Annotated in this window: 14 protein-coding genes; 8 read left to right on the top strand and 6 right to left on the bottom strand. The window is 68.0% G+C overall.

Annotation, left to right across the window (positions count from 1 at the left end; genetic code table 11):
* Positions 1–40: 40 nt before the first annotated feature.
* The 6 genes from ACT541_RS16660 to ACT541_RS16635 form a co-directional block, all read right to left on the bottom strand.
* Complete coding sequence (locus ACT541_RS16660; RefSeq protein WP_476138224.1) at positions 41–784, bottom strand: amino acid ABC transporter ATP-binding protein; 744 nt, start codon at positions 782–784, stop codon at positions 41–43.
* Complete coding sequence (locus tag ACT541_RS16655) at positions 762–1421, bottom strand: amino acid ABC transporter permease (RefSeq protein ID WP_476138223.1); 660 nt, start codon at positions 1419–1421, stop codon at positions 762–764. The genes ACT541_RS16660 and ACT541_RS16655 overlap by 23 nt, the downstream gene beginning before the upstream one ends.
* Complete coding sequence (locus ACT541_RS16650; protein WP_476138222.1) at positions 1418–2089, bottom strand: amino acid ABC transporter permease; 672 nt, start codon at positions 2087–2089, stop codon at positions 1418–1420. The genes ACT541_RS16655 and ACT541_RS16650 overlap by 4 nt, the downstream gene beginning before the upstream one ends.
* An 89-nt stretch (positions 2090–2178) precedes the next feature.
* Positions 2179–2964 (bottom strand): transporter substrate-binding domain-containing protein, encoded by a 786-nt coding sequence (locus ACT541_RS16645; protein ID WP_476138221.1) that lies wholly within the window; start codon positions 2962–2964, stop codon positions 2179–2181.
* Between the two features lie 32 nt (positions 2965–2996).
* Entirely contained in the window at positions 2997–3689 is a 693-nt protein-coding gene (locus tag ACT541_RS16640) for a GntR family transcriptional regulator (RefSeq protein ID WP_476138220.1), read from the bottom strand.
* Between the two features lie 406 nt (positions 3690–4095).
* Positions 4096–5643: an OpgD/OpgG family glucan biosynthesis protein gene (locus tag ACT541_RS16635; RefSeq protein ID WP_476138219.1), complete on the bottom strand. Its 1548-nt coding sequence runs from the start codon at positions 5641–5643 to the stop codon at positions 4096–4098.
* Positions 5644–5961: 318 nt separating this feature from the next.
* Here ACT541_RS16635 and ACT541_RS16630 point away from each other — a divergent pair, with 318 nt between their 5' ends.
* The 8 genes from ACT541_RS16630 to ACT541_RS16595 all read left to right on the top strand — a co-directional run.
* Positions 5962–6666 (top strand): pirin family protein, encoded by a 705-nt coding sequence (locus tag ACT541_RS16630; RefSeq protein ID WP_476138218.1) that lies wholly within the window; start codon positions 5962–5964, stop codon positions 6664–6666.
* A gap of 694 nt (positions 6667–7360) precedes the next feature.
* A complete protein-coding gene (locus ACT541_RS16625; RefSeq protein ID WP_476138217.1) occupies positions 7361–8536 on the top strand; it encodes an HD domain-containing phosphohydrolase in 1176 nt (391 codons plus the stop codon).
* Positions 8533–10275 carry a hypothetical protein gene (locus ACT541_RS16620; RefSeq protein WP_476138216.1) on the top strand — a complete coding sequence of 581 codons (1743 nt, stop codon included), beginning with the start codon at positions 8533–8535 and terminating at the stop codon, positions 10273–10275. Before ACT541_RS16625 ends, ACT541_RS16620 begins: the two co-directional genes overlap by 4 nt.
* Before the next feature lie 107 nt (positions 10276–10382).
* Positions 10383–10712 carry an STAS domain-containing protein gene (locus ACT541_RS16615; protein WP_476138215.1) on the top strand — a complete coding sequence of 110 codons (330 nt, stop codon included), beginning with the start codon at positions 10383–10385 and terminating at the stop codon, positions 10710–10712.
* Complete coding sequence (locus tag ACT541_RS16610) at positions 10709–11077, top strand: response regulator (protein ID WP_476138214.1); 369 nt, start codon at positions 10709–10711, stop codon at positions 11075–11077. The genes ACT541_RS16615 and ACT541_RS16610 overlap by 4 nt, the downstream gene beginning before the upstream one ends.
* The gene (locus tag ACT541_RS16605) at positions 11074–13182 is read left to right on the top strand and encodes a chemotaxis protein CheA (RefSeq protein ID WP_476138213.1); all 2109 of its coding nucleotides are present in this window, start codon (positions 11074–11076) and stop codon (positions 13180–13182) included. The genes ACT541_RS16610 and ACT541_RS16605 overlap by 4 nt, the downstream gene beginning before the upstream one ends.
* The gene (locus tag ACT541_RS16600; protein WP_476138212.1) at positions 13179–13685 is read left to right on the top strand and encodes a chemotaxis protein CheW; all 507 of its coding nucleotides are present in this window, start codon (positions 13179–13181) and stop codon (positions 13683–13685) included. Before ACT541_RS16605 ends, ACT541_RS16600 begins: the two co-directional genes overlap by 4 nt.
* Before the next feature lie 77 nt (positions 13686–13762).
* Positions 13763–14787, top strand: a 1025-nt coding sequence (locus tag ACT541_RS16595) for an MCP four helix bundle domain-containing protein (protein ID WP_476138211.1), incomplete at its 3' end; no start/stop codon positions are given.

Raw genomic sequence — 14787 nt, 5'->3', positions numbered from 1 at the left:
GCGAGGGCGGAAGAGTCCCTTCGGTCCGCGACGGCGCCTCTCAGGCCGCCCGGTCGGGGTCGACCATGCCGAGGAACTGGCGCAGTTCCGGCGTCTTCGGTGCGCCGAAGACCTCGTCCGGCGGCCCGATCTCGTGAACGCGGCCCTGGTGCATGAAGACGACGCGCGAGCAGACGTCGCGGGCGAACTTCATCTCGTGGGTGACCATCAGGAGCGTCATGCCCTCGGCGGCGAGTTCCTTGACGACCGCCAACACCTCCGACACCAGTTCCGGGTCGAGCGCCGAGGTGATCTCGTCGCAGAGCAGCGCCATCGGCTCCATCGCGAGCGCCCGGGCGATCGCCACGCGCTGCTGCTGGCCACCCGAGAGCTGGTCGGGATAGGCGTCGAACTTGTGGCCGAGGCCGACCCGCTCGAGCATGCGGCGCGCCATCGCCTCGGCGTCCTTCTCCGGCGTCTTCCTGACCACCATCTGGCTCAGCATGACGTTGCGGCCCGCCGTCAGATGCGGGAACAGGTTGAAGTTCTGGAAGATCATTCCGACCTTCAGCCGCAGCGCGCGCAGGTGCAGTTCGTCGGGCAGCAGCTGGGCGCCGGCGACCATGATCGAGCCGTCGTCGATGGTCTCGAGACCGTTGACGCAGCGCAGCAGCGTCGACTTGCCCGAGCCCGACTTGCCGATGATGGCGATGACCTCGCCGGGATCGACGTCGAGGTCGATGCCCTTCAGCACCTCGTTGTCGCCGAAGCGTTTCTTCACGTCAGTGATGGCGATGAGCGACATCGAGCCTCCTTTCCAGAACGCGGGCCGAGGTCGACAGCGTCCAGCAGATGACGAAGTAGATGAGGGCGACGAACCCGTAGACGGTGAAGGGCATGAAGGTGGCGTTGGTCACCACGGTGCCCGCCTTCGACAGTTCGACGAAGCCGATGATCGAGGTGACGGCGGTGCCCTTCACCACCTGCACCGAGAAGCCGACGGTCGGCGGCACGGCGATGCGCAGCGCCTGGGGCAGGATCACCCAGCGCATCTGCTGCAGCCAGCCCATGCCGAGCGCCGAGGAGGCCTCCCACTGGCCGCGCGCGATCGCCTCGACGCAGCCGCGCCAGATCTCGGCGAGGAAGGCCGCCGACCAGCAGACGAGCGTGACGCCGGCGGCGAGCCAGGCCGGCACGTCGACGCCGAAGAGGCCGAGGCCGAAGAAGGCGAGGAAGAGCTGCATCAAGAGCGGCGTGCCCTGAAAGAGCTCGACCCAGCCGATGGCGAAGCGCCGGCCGAAGGTGCCGCCGCCGATCCGGAGACCGACGAGGCCGAGGCCGACGATCGCTCCGCCGACGAAGGAGACGAAGGAGAGGAGCAGGGTCCAGCGCGCCGCGAGCAGCAGGTTGCGCAGGATGTCCCAGGTGGTGAAGTCGCTCATCGCGCCGCCCTCCGCGGGAAGATCAGCCGGCCGATCCCCGCCATCAGCCGCCGCAGCGCCACGGCGAGCGCCAGATAGACGACGGTCGCCAGGATGTAGGCCTCGAAGGCGCGGAAGGTGCGCGACTGGATGAAGTTGGCGGCAAACGTCAGGTCCTCGGCGGCGATCTGCGAGACGACCGCCGAACCGAGCATGACGATCACCACCTGCGAGGAGAGCGCCGGCCAGATCTTCTCCAGCGCCGGCACCAGCACCACGTGGCGGAAGGTCTCGATCGGGCTCATGCCGAGGCTGGCGCCCGCCTCCCACTGGCCGCGCGGCGTCGCCATCAGGCCGGCGCGGACGATCTCGCAGCCGTAGGCGCCGAGATTGATCACCATGGCGAGGTTCGCCGCCTGGAGTTCGCCGAGGCGCAGGCCCAGCGACGGCAGGCCGAAGAAGACGAAGAAGAGCTGGATCAGGAACGGCGTGTTGCGGATCAGCTCGACATAGGCGACGACCACCGGCCGCGCCCATTTCGGCCCGGCGACCCTCACCCAGGCGCAGAAGATCCCGAGCAGGATGCCGACGACCGCGCCGACGGCGGCGAGCTCGACCGTGACCATGATGCCCTTGCCGATCACCGGCGCGTAGGCCGGGATCCAGGCGAAATCGAAACGAGATCCCATGGCGTCCCCTTCTCGGCATGGGCGCCCGGACGGAGCCGGGCGGGAGGAACGGGGCGCCGCGCTCGCGACGCCCCCAGACGTCACGACGATCAGAGATCGGCCGGCAGATCCGCGCCGAGCCACTTCTTGGCGATGGCGCCGAGCGAACCGTCGGCCTTGGCGGCGGCGATCACCGCGTCGACCTTGGCGAGCAGCGCCGGCTCGTTCTTGGAGAGGCCGATGTAGCAGGGCGAGTTCTTGATCAGGAACTTGATCTCCGGCTTCTTCGGCGGGTTCTTGGCGATGATGGCGGCGGCGACGACGTTGCCGGTGGCGACCAGATCGACCTGGCCGGAGAGGAAGGCCGAGATCGTGCCGTTGTTGTCCTCGTAGCGCTTGATGGTCGCGCTCTCGGGGGCGATCTTGGTCAGTTCCAGATCCTCGACCGCGCCGCGGGTGACGCCGATCGTCTTGCCGGCGAGGTCTTCAGCCTTGGTCACGGCAGCCGCGGCCGGGCCGAAGACGCCGTTGAAGAAGGGCGCGTAGGCGGCCGAGAAGTCGATCACCTTCTCGCGCTCGGCGTTCTTGCCGAGGCTCGAAATGACGAGATCGACCTTGTTGGTCTGGAGATAGGGGATGCGGTTGGCCGAGGTCACCGGCACGATCTCGACCTTGACGCCGAGGCGCTCGGCGATCAGGCGGGCGGTGTCGACGTCGTAGCCGACCGGCGCCATGTCGGCACCGACGCTGCCGAAGGGCGGGAAGTCCTGCGGCACGGCGATGCGCACGGTGCCGCGCGCCGTGATGTCGGCGAGCGCATCGGCGCGCGCCTCGCCACCGAGAACCGCGGCGGCGAGGAGGAAGGCGGAAGCGGAGAGGAAGTGACGACGCAGCATGCGATGGATCCTTTCGACGTGAAGGCGGCAGTTCAGGAGAGGCGGTGACGCGGCGACGGCCCGTCGGTGACGAGGAGCGCGCGCAGATCGTCGGGGCGGATGCGGCGGACGGAGAGGTCGAGCCCGTCCTCGACGTCGTCGATGTGGCCGACCATCAGTCGCGCGGCTTCCGGGAAGTCGCCGGCCTCGAGGGCGGCGAAGATCGCGGTGTGATCGGCATGGGAGGCGGCGGCCTCCTCGGTCGACTGGTAGAGCATCGAGACCAGCGTGGTGCGCGCCGTCAGATCGCGCAGGATGTCGACCAGCAGCGGATTGCCGGCGGCCTCCGCGAGATGGATGTGGAAGTCGCCGAGCGAACAGGTGCGCGAGCCGACGTCGCCGCCGACGATCGTCTGTTCCTCCTCGACGAGATGGGCCCTGAGATGGGCGGCATGGGCCGGATCGAGCCCACGCATCGACAGGATCAGCCCGGTCTCGACCACGCGGCGGGCCTGGAAGGCGGCGCGCGCCTCCTCGGCCGAGGGTTCGACGACGAACCAGCCGCGGCGCGAGTTCACGCGGACGATGCCGCGCGTCTCGAGCTTCATCAGCGCTTCGCGCACCCGGGTGCGGGAGACGCCGAAGATCTCGCCGAGACGGACCTCGCCGAGCCGGGTTCCCGGCTCCAGCCGCCCGGCCAGAATGGCCTCGAGAATGGCCTCGTCGATCCGTCCGTCGTTCGCCATGCGCTGGTCGACCCACCTTGCATACAAGTCCTGTCTTTCAAGCAAGCGGCGGGCCAGACGGATTCCTCAAGAATTTCAGTGAGACGGAAATACGAGCATGCTCAAAATGTGGGCGCACGAGATCGATCTGCCGCCCGCTGCATCACGCCGGGGGGCGGCACGGAAGGGCGCTCGATCGGCGTGGCGTCCGATCGACGGGCCGTGCGGATGGGTGTGGATCGACAGATCGAACGCCGTCTGCCGGGGCCGAAGCCCGCGACCGTCGACACCGCCGCTGCCCGTGGCAGGTGGAGGTTCGACCTGCCACGGGCATTGACGATCGGATGGCGGCGGTGGTCACGGGAAGATCGGGCGGTCGTCCGACGGGACGACGCGGCAACTGTCATCCGTCGCCGGTGTCATCGCCTCACTCGGCGCGGCTCCAGCGATAGAGCCAGGTCTCGGTGGCGGGATCGGTGCCGCGCAGCAGCCGCGCGCGGATCTCGACGAAGGGTTCGGCCCCGACCCGGATACGGAAGGCGAGGCGCTGGCCCTTGACGTGCGGGTTGGGCTCGATCACCGGCTCCACGACCTCGCCCGGACGGCACGTGATCTCCGCCTTGAGCTCGCCGGGCTTGGCCGCCTCGATGCCGGATCCGACGAAGTCGACGATGAACAGGCGCTCCTCGTCGCCGCCGCCCTCGAGCGTCGCCGCGACGGACGCCAGTTCGCTCTTCACCGGCCCGTCCATGCCCCAGTGGATGCGATAGGAATAGAGATACTCCCCGCCCTTGCGCAGCGGCTCGTCCGGGCGCCAGAAGGCGACGATGTTGTCGTGGATCTCCTCCTTGGTCGGGATCTCGACCAGGATGACCTTGCCGCCGCCCCAGTCGCCGAGCGGTTCGACCCAGGCGCTCGGCCGCTTCTCGTAGGCCGCCTCCATGTCCTGGTATTCGAAGAACGAGCGCTGGCGCTGCATCAGCCCGAAGCCGCGCAGGTTGGTGTCGGCGAAGACCGACATCTGCAGCGTCTGCGGATTGGTCAGCGGCCGCCAGCAGCGCTCGCCCGCCGCGGTCAGGAAGGCGAGACCCTCGGCATCGCGCACCGCCGGACGGAAGTCGTCGAAGCCCTTCCGGTCGTTCGGCGCGAAGAGGAACATGCTGGTGAGATTGCCGATGCCGACCTTGTCGAGATCGACGCGCGGATAGAGCGCCGCCTCGACGGTGGTGGTCGTGGTCTCGCCCGGCACGATGGTGATGCGGAAGGCACCGGTCACGCTCGGACCGTCGAGCAGCGCATGCACCACCAGCAGACTGCCCTGGGCCTGCGGCTTCTCGATCCAGAATTCGCGGAAGAGCGGGAATTCCTCGCCCTTGGGATCGGCGGTGGCGATCGACAGGCCGCGCGCCGAGGTGCCGTAGATGTTGCCGCGCCCCACGCCGCGGAAATAGCTCGCGCCCTGGAAGACGACGAACTCCTCGGCCACGTCCGGCCGGTTGATCGGCGCCTTGACGCGGAAGCCGGACCAACCGAGCACCGCGCCGTCCTTGGGTGCCGGCACGTCCGCCGGGAAGGTGAAACAGGCGTCGGTCTGCGCGATCTTCAGCGACTGGACGTCGTCGACCGCGTTGAACTCGATCTGGTCGCGATAGAGGAAGCCGCGCGGCATCCATTCGATGCGGAACGGCCCCGGCCCCTCGCGCAGGAACGCGTCCTCGGGGCGGAAGGCGATGGCGCGATAGCGGTCGTAGCTCAGATCCTCGAACCCCTTGGGCAGCGTCGTCTGCGGCGGCACGAAGGGCTTTTCCGCCATCGCGCGGGCGCGACCGCGCAGGACGTGCGGCTCGAATCGGACGCCGCGCCCGTCGGTCTTCGGCGGCTCCGCGGCCCGCGCCGCCTCGGGCCATGCGCCCACCACCGATACCGGCAGTGCGGCGAGAGCCCAGGCCATCACGTCACGTCGCGTCGCAGTCATCGTGTTCTCCTCCCATCGGATCTTCCAGCGCCCGAAACATGCGAAAAGATCCGCGTGAGATGATGTGAACACGCGACACTCGGCGAATTTGCGGCGCGAAGACGGCACTCTACGAAAGATGGGTCGGACGCTCGTACCGCCACCCCGCCGATCCCCTCCGGCGATCGCGACGGCGCCGCCGACGCAGGTCGTCCGGGGCGCATCGTCTCCGTTCGTCGATCAATTCGTCGACCGACCGCCGAATTGTTCCACGAACGGCGATGACCCATCTTCGTCCTCGACAGGCGCGGTCCTTCGACCGCGCGAGGAGACAGCGACATGACCATCACTCTCAGAGCAGCGGAAGAGCGTGGCCGGGCCGACTTCGGCTGGCTCGACAGCCGCCACACCTTCTCCTTCGGTGAATATTGGGATCCCCGCCACATGGGCTTCGGCCCGCTCCGGGTGATCAACGACGATCGCGTCGCCCCCGGCGGCGGCTTCCCGACCCATCCCCATCGCGACATGGAGATCGTTTCCTATGTCCTCGACGGCGGACTGCAGCATCGCGACAGCCTCGGCACCGGCTCGGTGATCCGCCCCGGCGACGTCCAACGCATGACGGCGGGCACCGGCATCCGGCACTCCGAGTTCAACGCCTCGGCAACCGATCCGGTCCATTTCCTCCAGATCTGGATCCTGCCGGACGCCCAGGGCCTCGCCCCGGGCTACGAGCAGATCCGCTTCGAGCCGGAGGAGAAGCGCGGTCGCCTGCGCCTGGTCGCCTCGAACGACGGCCGCGACGGCTCGGTCACGATCCATGCCGACGTCGCGCTCTATGCGACGCTGCTCGACGCCGGCGAGGCCGTCTCGCACGATCTCGCCTCCGGCCGCATCGCCTGGGTGCAGATCGCCCGCGGCGAGGCGATCGTGGCGGGCGAGAGCCTGCGCGAAGGCGACGGACTGGCGATCGGCGCGGGCGGCACGATCACCCTCGAAGGGATCGCCGACGCCGAAGTCCTGCTCTTCGACATGGCGCCCTGACGCCCGGATCCACGGCGAAACATGCGAACCCCTCGGCCCCCGGTCGAGGGGCTCGTTTCTTTCGGACCCGAGATCACCCTGCGACAACGCGCCGGCCCTCCGATCGCCGTCCGACGCCCACGGCGATCGGTTTCGTGGCGACTCGATGTCAGGCACGCCCGGACTCGATGAACACGCCCGCCACATTCAACGTCGCGGCCTCCACATGCCCGGCCGGAAGCATTTCACGACAACCTGACTCGATGAAAGCTCAACCGAAACTCGAGAAACGACTCGATGACTTTTGCATTTCGCATCGACTCGATTCACCGCGCCATCGATGGCGCCACCGGTTCGACCTTACGGCAGCGCAGTTGCTCCAAGGCCTCGACTTCAATATTCACCAAAGACGAGAAGCACACTTCACGTATATTCATTTCAAAAACTCACCCATGACGCCCGAAATCCATGTTTTTGCGTAGATAATGTGTCGTAGCGTAAATGAATACGTTCTCAGTTTAACTGGAAATTAATCCTCTGGACGAAAACATGGTGACTGCAACGTTTCATGGAAAACGCCGCGGGCTCGGTAGTCGAGTTCCGCAGCGTCACGCAAAAAGCACGCCCAAAAATGGAGACCGAGACGAACTCGAGGTTCTGTCGAGGAATTCGTGTTTTCGATTGCGAGACTGAAACTGGCGAAGAGGGAGATCTAATGACAAGAGAACCGGCCACATGGTGCTTCCGAGACGAAAGTGCGGCGCGTATTCTCGTCGTTGACGACAGCCCTTCGCTTCTTTCGCTCATGGTCGAAGCGCTGCGGGGTCTGCCCGGAATCGATATCGACACCAGCCTCGACAGCCGTCTGGTCGAAGAAATGTGTCGCAAGACACAGTATGACACGCTCGTCGTCGACTACCTGATGCCCGGCGTCGACGGGATCTCGCTCGTCCGCACGCTGCGGGCGCAGGAGAGCTATCGCAACGTCCCGATCGTCATGGTCACCTCCAAGCTCGAGCGGGAGGTCCGCGTCGAGGCCCTCTCGGCCGGCGCCACCGACTTCCTGACCAAGCCCTTCGACCGGCTCGAGCTCCAGGCCCGTGTCTCCAACCTCCTTTCCCTGAGGCGGGCGCAGGTCCGTCTGAGCTGCTGGGCCGAGGAACTGAACGGCACCGTCAAACGGGCGATCCAGACCGTCGCCCGGCGCGAGGAGGAAATGATCTGGCGTCTCGCCCGCGCCATGGAGATGCGCGACGACGACACCGGCCACCACATCTCGCGGGTCGCCGAGATCAGCCGGGCTCTGGCGCGCGGTCTCGGCCACGACGAACACTGGTGCCACATGGTCTATCTCGCCGCGCCGCTGCACGACGTCGGCAAGATCGGCGTCACCGACAGCATCCTGCGCAAGCCCGGCCGCCTCGACGACGACGAACTGGTCGAGATGCGCCGCCACGTCGAACACGGCAACCGCATCCTCCAGGGCGGATCGTCGGAACTGCTGCAGGTCGCCGCCAACATCGCCCGTCACCACCACGAGAAGTGGGACGGCTCGGGCTATCCCGACGGCCTCGTCGGCGAGACGATCCCGCTCGAGGCCCGCATCGTCGCCGTCGCCGACGTCTTCGACGCCCTCTGCTCGAAGCGCCCCTACAAGCCCGCCTGGCCGCGCGAGGCCGCCGTGAGCGAGATCCTGCGCGGCACCGGACGCCACTTCGATCCCGCCTGCGTCGAAGCCTTCATCCGCCTGCTTCCCGACATCGAGGAAATCATGACGCGTCTCCGTGACGAACCGGCGGACCTCCCGCCCGCCGTCGAACCGCCGTCGCGCGAAGCCGCCGACGAGCCGGCCGCCGTCGTCTTCGCTCTGGGGAGGCGCGCATCCCGATGACCACCGCCCTCGCGACACGGACCGCCGGCGGCAACCCGGTCGGAGCCTCCGACGACATTCTCTTCGCGAGCCTGCTCGATCGGCTCGAGCGGGCCCGCGAAGAGATCGAAGCCCGCTTCCTCGCCGGCGGCGCGGCCCTGGTCGAGGCGCAGGAGAGCGTCACCGAGGTGCTCGGCGCCACCGAGGCGGTCGTCAACGCGCTCGCCGACGACGATGCGCGCCGTGCCACCGACGTCCTGACCGCCACGATGGCCCGGCTCCGGCAACGCGCCGACGGCGACGTCGACCGTTCCGCCTTCGAGGCCGTCTCGCGGGCCGGCGCCGCCATTCCCGCCCTGCTCGCAGAGATGCGAGGCGTCCTCACCTACATCGGCACCTGCGCCACCGCGACGCGCATCACCGGCGCCGGTCGCGACGAGTTCCGCGGCTTCGCCGACGACATCGCCGGCTATGCCGCCAATGCCGCCGCCGAGGTCGCACGCTTCTCGGCCCAGGTCGACGCGATCAACGATCGGCTCGGCCAGGCCGGCGCGGAGAGCGACCGCGCCATCGGCCTCGTCCATCGCGACGCCCCTCGCGTCTCCGAAGCGCTCGTCGGCGCCACGCGGGTGATCGACCGCCGCCGCCACGATCTCGCCACCGCCGCCGAGCGGACCGCCGACCTGGTGCGCAACGTCCGCGGCCGCGTCGCCACGGTGCTCTCGGCGCTGCAGATCGGCGACGTCACCCGTCAGCGCATCGAGCATGTTCGCGATGGGCTCCACATGGTCGATCGAGCCGGCCTCGACGGCGCCGACCGCGAGGCGCTGCGCAACGCCGCGCTGGCGCTCTTCGCCGCCCAACTGACCGCCCTCAACCGCGACTTCGTCGCCCAGACCCGGCGCATCGTCGAGACCATCGACGGCCTCGGCCGCGACGCCGCCGGGGTGGTCGATCTCGCCGCTGCGATGTTCCGCACCGAGCAGGCGGAAGAAGATCCGATGCGGGTGCTCGAACACGGCATCGAGGCCGCCGTCGCCCTCGCCTCCTCGATCGACGACGCCCAGCATCGCGCCGAACGGGCCCGCGAGGAGACCAATCACCTCGCCGCCGAACTGCTCGACAACGCCGGCAGCATCGGCAATCTGCGGAGCGTCCGTGACGACATCCGCTGTCTGGCGATCAACGCCTATCTCAAGTGCTCGCGCCTGGGCGTGGCCGGTCGCGCCGTCGGCGTGATCGCCACCGAGATGAGCGTCTCCGGCGAGCGCCTCGGCACCGTCGCCGAAGCGGTGCTCCAGCGCCTCGCCGACCTCCGCCGGATGACCCGCGACGGCACCTCCACCGAGACGACGTCGACCGATCTCGCCGCCGATCTCGCGGGCGTCCTCGCCGCCCTCCACCGCGTCAACGACGCCAGCCGCGACAACGTCGCGATCATCGCCGCGCGCGGCGAGACCGTCGTCGGCCGCATCGCCACCATCGCCCGCGAACTCGATTTCGACGCCGCGCTCGGCGACCGCCTGGCCGAATGCGATCGCCTGCTGCGCAACGACCGTTCCGCCCACTGGAACGGCGAAGGCCGCGACGCCGACTTCGTCCGGACCTTCTGCGAGGAGATGGCGAAACACTACACCATGGCCGGCGAGCGCGAGATCCACGCCGCCGTGCTGGGGATCGGAAGTCCCACCGAAGACGCCGCGCGCCGAGCGGAACCGCCGCCGCCCGCGTCCGAAGACCTCGACGACTTCCTGCTGTAAAAGCACCAGACTAGTAATAATACAAAATCGCAATGCAATCGTTGGTTTACGTCGAATTAACTCATGACTGAAATAATTCGACGATCGAATTTTGGAGGGCATTCCAAATGCAATCGACAGCAGCGGAGCTCGACAAGGACTCGGAAATTCCGAGATTCACCATCCGAGAGATATCAGAAATACATCAACAGCTGCTCCAGGCATTCGCCGGCGCCAATCGTCTGTGTCTCGACATCGACGACGACGCGCAAGTCGATCTCAGCTTCGTGCAGCTGATCGAATCCGCCCGTCGCTATGCCGAGGAGAGCGGCAAGACCCTCCTCCTCGCCCGCCCGGTCGGCGCCAACGTCCGCACCATCCTCGAACGGAGCGGTCTGGCGACCGCCGGTGCGCACGGCTCGGCTCGTTTCTGGTTCCACGAAGAGGTCGCGGCATGACTGCACACATTCTGACCGTGGACGACTCGGCGTCCGTCCGCATGACAACCCGGCTGGCGCTCTCCGACGCCGGCTACACCGTCACCGAGGCCGTCGACGGGCTCGACGGGCTCGCCAAGGCGCGCGCCCGGCGCTTCGACGCGATCGTCACCGATCTCAACATGCCGAACATGGACGGCCTGAAGATGATCGAGGAGATCCGCCGCCTGCCCAACTGCGTCGGCGTGCCGATCCTCTTCCTGACGACCGAATCCGACGCCGCTCTGAAGAGCCGCGCCAAGGCCGCCGGTGCGACGGCCTGGCTGACCAAGCCCTTCGAACCGGCACAGATGGTCAAACTCGTGAACAGGGTGCTGGGCCGATGAGCAGAGCCGATCCTCTCGACATCTTCCGCACGGAGGCCGCCGAACTGCTCGAGCAGATCGAGCAGGGCCTGCTCGACCTCGAGCATCGGCTCGACGACCGTTCGTTGATCGACGCCGTGTTCCGCGGCCTGCACACGCTGAAGGGCTCGGGCGCGATGTTCGGCTTCGACGCCCTCGCCGCCTTCACCCACCATTGCGAGACCGCCTTCGACGCCGTCCGCAAGGGTCACGCGCCGGCGAGCGTCGAGCTCGTCGCCGCCGTCCTCGCCGCCCGCGACCACATGCGCGCGCTGGTCGAAGACCCCGACGGCGATCACGCCGGCGTCGGCGCCATGCTGCTCGACCGCCTGCGCGAGGCGATCGAGACCGACACGCCGGCGACACCCGCCGCCGCCGCACCGGCCGCACCGCCCGCACCCGCTCCGGTCGTCGCGGCCGAGGCCGGCCCCCCGCACCGCTGGCGCCTGCGCTTCGCACTGCCGACGGGCACCCTGCGCAACGGCACCAACCCGCTGACTCTGCTCGACGAACTGCGCGACATGGGGCCCTGCGAGGTCACCGCCGACACGAGCTCGATCCCCTCGCTCGACCGGCTCGACCCGACCGAGTTGCACCTGACCTGGACCGTCGTGCTCGAGACGAGCCACGGTCGCGGCGACATCGAGGACGTCTTCATCTTCGTCATGGACGACATGACGCTCGACCTCGACGACCTCGGCCCGGTCGCCGCCCCGAACGCCCCGAACGCCCCGACGGTCCCGGTCGCCCCCGTGGCCGCCACCGTGACGATCGCCGCCGCGCCGCCCCCCGCCCCGATCGTCGCCGCGACCGAGGCTCCGGCGACCGTCGAGACCGCCGCCCACCCCGCCGAGGTCGCGTCCGCGGCGGCGGCGCCGCGCAACGAGACGAGCGAGGCCAAGGCGCGCCGCAAGACCGAGAGCGTCCGCGTGCCCGCCGAACGCCTCGACGAACTGATGGACCGGGTCGGCGAACTGGTGATCGCCCAGTCGCGGCTCTCCCAGATCGCCGCCGGCAGCATCGACGTCCAGCTGCGCGCCGTCAGCGAGGAGATGGAACGGCTCTGCGCCGAACTGCGCACCACCATGATGGTGCTGCGCATGGTGCCGGTCGGAACCCTCTTCGACCGCTTCCGCCGCCTCGTCCACGACCTCCAGCGCGACACCGGCAAGGAGATCGTGCTGCAGACGGAGGGCGAGACCACCGAGATGGACAAGACGGTGATCGAGCGTCTCGCCGATCCGCTGGTCCATCTGGTGCGCAACGCCGCCGACCACGGGCTCGAGGACCACGACGCCCGCGTGGCGACCGGCAAGCCGGCGGCCGGCCACATCACCCTCTCGGCGCAACAGGCCGGAGGCGAGGTGATCGTGACGATCGCCGACGACGGCCGCGGCATCGACCGCGAACGGGTGCGCGCCAAGGCCGAGAGCCAGGGTCTGGTCACCCCCGGCGCGGCGCTGACCGATTCCGAAATCTACCAGCTGATCTTGCAGCCGGGCTTCTCCACCGCCACCACCGTCACCAACCTCTCCGGGCGCGGCGTCGGCATGGACGTGGTCAAGAAGACCATCGAAGGCCTGCACGGCACGATCGACATCAAGAGCGCGCTGGGCGTCGGCACCACGGTGGCGCTGCGCATCCCGTTGACGCTGGCGATCATCGACGGCCTGCTCGTGCGGGTCGGCACCGGGCGCTACGTCATCCCGCTGCCGGCGGTCGAGGAATGCCTCGAACTGTCGCTCGAGGAGGACATGCGCTCGCGCGGTCGCAGCTTCATCAACCTGCGCGGCCGGCTTGTGCCCTTCATCCGCCTGCGCGAGATCTTCGCGACCGGCACCCGCCCCGATCCCTACCAGAAGATCGTGGTGGTCTCGACCGGCTCCGAACGCGTCGGTCTGGTCGTCGACCAGATCGTCGGCGACCACCAGACGGTCATCAAATCCATGTCGAAGCTGCACGAGGACGTCGAGACCTTCGCCGGCGCGACGATCCTCGGCGATGGCGGCGTGGCCCTCATTCTCGACGTCGCCAACCTGGTGGCGACGGGACGGAGCCAGGAGGCGCAGCTGCGAGCCACCGCATGAGCAACGAACACCGCACGTCCACCCTCGCACCGCCGTGGAACGACGACGGCGACATGGAAGCCCTCACCTTCGACGTCGGCGGCGAGACCTTCGCCCTCGAGGCGGCGATCGTCCGGGAGATCCTCGATCTCCTGCCCGAGACCGTCGTCCCCGGCGCCCGCCCCTTCGTCGGCGCGGTGATCAACTTCCGCGGCAAGGTCATTCCGCTGGCCGACATCCGCCTCGCCTTCGGCATGCCGATCGCCGACCCGACCATCGACAGCCGCATCGTCGTGGTCGAGATCGACCTCGACGGCACCCCGACGCTGGTCGGTCTGAGGACCGACCGGGTCAACGAGGTCTCCACCCTGCACCGCGAAGACGGCGAACCGCCGCCCCGCGTCGGCATGAAATGGCCCGAGGATCTGATCCTCAGCCTCGTCAAGCACGGCGGCTCCGTCGTGATCTTCCCCGACATGGCGGCGATCTTCGCCAAGGACCGCGCCCCGGTCGTCGAAGCCTGACCCGAGCCACAGATCCCATTTTCGACCATTCGCCCCGAGCCAGAACGGCTCGACCGACTTCCAGAAAGGAATGAGCGATGCGTTTCACCATCAAGCTCAAACTGGCACTCGCCTTCGGGTTGATCGTGCTCATGCTGGCGGGCATCGCCACCATCAGCGTCGTGAACCTGTCGAAGATCAACACGATGCTGAGCGACCTCGTTCGAGGACCGGCGCAGCGTCTGGAATATGCCCTGACGGCGTCCCGTGCCGCCTCCGAGGCCGTGCGCGCCCAGAAGAACGCCCTGCTGTCGACCGACATCACGACCGCCAGGAAGTACTACAAGGCCTCCGACGAGCAGATCGCCAAGGTGCTCGATCTCGCCGACAAGGGCTGGCAGGCCGCCAGTCAGGAGGGCAAGCCCTATTGGGAAACGCTGCGCAAGACCGCGGAGACCTTCGCCGTCAACTCGCGCAAGCTGCCCGACATCCAGGCGACCGGTGACGTCAGGACGGCGACCGACCTCTCCAACGGCGATATCCGCACCGTCGCCGGCGAGATGGACACCGCCATCGTCAAGCTCGTCGAGCTTCAGAAGCGCTTCATGCAGAAGGCGACCGAAAACGCCGAGGCGAGCTACGAGGACACCCGACTCCAGCTGCTGGCCGCCACCGGTCTCGTCTTCCTCTTCGCCGTCGGCGTCGCCCTGTGGATGTCGCTGTCGATCTCCAACGGCCTGAAGCGCGGCATCGAACTCGCCGAAGCCGTCGCCATCGGCGATCTCTCCAAGCAGGTGACCCACAAGTCCAACGACGAGATCAAGGACCTGATCTCGGCCATGGAGCGGATGACCGCCAACCTGTCGGCGACCGCCGACATCGCCACCGAGATCGCCGAGGGCAACCTGATGGTCAAGCCGACGCCGCTCTCCGACAAGGACACGCTCGGTCAGGCCCTGGAACGCATGGTCGAACGGCTGCGTGCCGTGGTGAAGGACGCGATGTCGGCCTCCGACAACGTCTCCTCGGGTTCTCAGCAGCTCTCCGCGGCCTCCGAGCAGATCGCGCAGGGTGCGAGCGAACAGGCCTCGGCCGCCGAGGAAGCCTCCTCGTCGATGGAGGA

The organism is Pinisolibacter sp. DMC100 (assembly GCF_056313705.1).
The sequence above is the reverse complement of the archived record's forward strand: the minus strand, read 5'-3'. Positions and strand labels throughout refer to the sequence as shown.

What these genes read in the sequence shown, in the direction of transcription:
- ACT541_RS16660 (WP_476138224.1), bottom strand. Translation starts at nt 784, where the DNA reads ATGTCGCTCATCGCCATCACTGACGTGAAGAAACGCTTCGGCGACAAC.
- ACT541_RS16655 (WP_476138223.1), bottom strand. Translation starts at nt 1,421, where the DNA reads ATGAGCGACTTCACCACCTGGGACATCCTGCGCAACCTGCTGCTCGCG.
- ACT541_RS16650 (WP_476138222.1), bottom strand. Translation starts at nt 2,089, where the DNA reads ATGGGATCTCGTTTCGATTTCGCCTGGATCCCGGCCTACGCGCCGGTG.
- ACT541_RS16645 (WP_476138221.1), bottom strand. Translation starts at nt 2,964, where the DNA reads ATGCTGCGTCGTCACTTCCTCTCCGCTTCCGCCTTCCTCCTCGCCGCC.
- ACT541_RS16640 (WP_476138220.1), bottom strand. Translation starts at nt 3,689, where the DNA reads ATGGCGAACGACGGACGGATCGACGAGGCCATTCTCGAGGCCATTCTG.
- ACT541_RS16635 (WP_476138219.1), bottom strand. Translation starts at nt 5,643, where the DNA reads ATGACTGCGACGCGACGTGACGTGATGGCCTGGGCTCTCGCCGCACTG.
- ACT541_RS16630 (WP_476138218.1), top strand. Translation starts at nt 5,962, where the DNA reads ATGACCATCACTCTCAGAGCAGCGGAAGAGCGTGGCCGGGCCGACTTC.
- ACT541_RS16625 (WP_476138217.1), top strand. Translation starts at nt 7,361, where the DNA reads ATGACAAGAGAACCGGCCACATGGTGCTTCCGAGACGAAAGTGCGGCG.
- ACT541_RS16620 (WP_476138216.1), top strand. Translation starts at nt 8,533, where the DNA reads ATGACCACCGCCCTCGCGACACGGACCGCCGGCGGCAACCCGGTCGGA.
- ACT541_RS16615 (WP_476138215.1), top strand. Translation starts at nt 10,383, where the DNA reads ATGCAATCGACAGCAGCGGAGCTCGACAAGGACTCGGAAATTCCGAGA.
- ACT541_RS16610 (WP_476138214.1), top strand. Translation starts at nt 10,709, where the DNA reads ATGACTGCACACATTCTGACCGTGGACGACTCGGCGTCCGTCCGCATG.
- ACT541_RS16605 (WP_476138213.1), top strand. Translation starts at nt 11,074, where the DNA reads ATGAGCAGAGCCGATCCTCTCGACATCTTCCGCACGGAGGCCGCCGAA.
- ACT541_RS16600 (WP_476138212.1), top strand. Translation starts at nt 13,179, where the DNA reads ATGAGCAACGAACACCGCACGTCCACCCTCGCACCGCCGTGGAACGAC.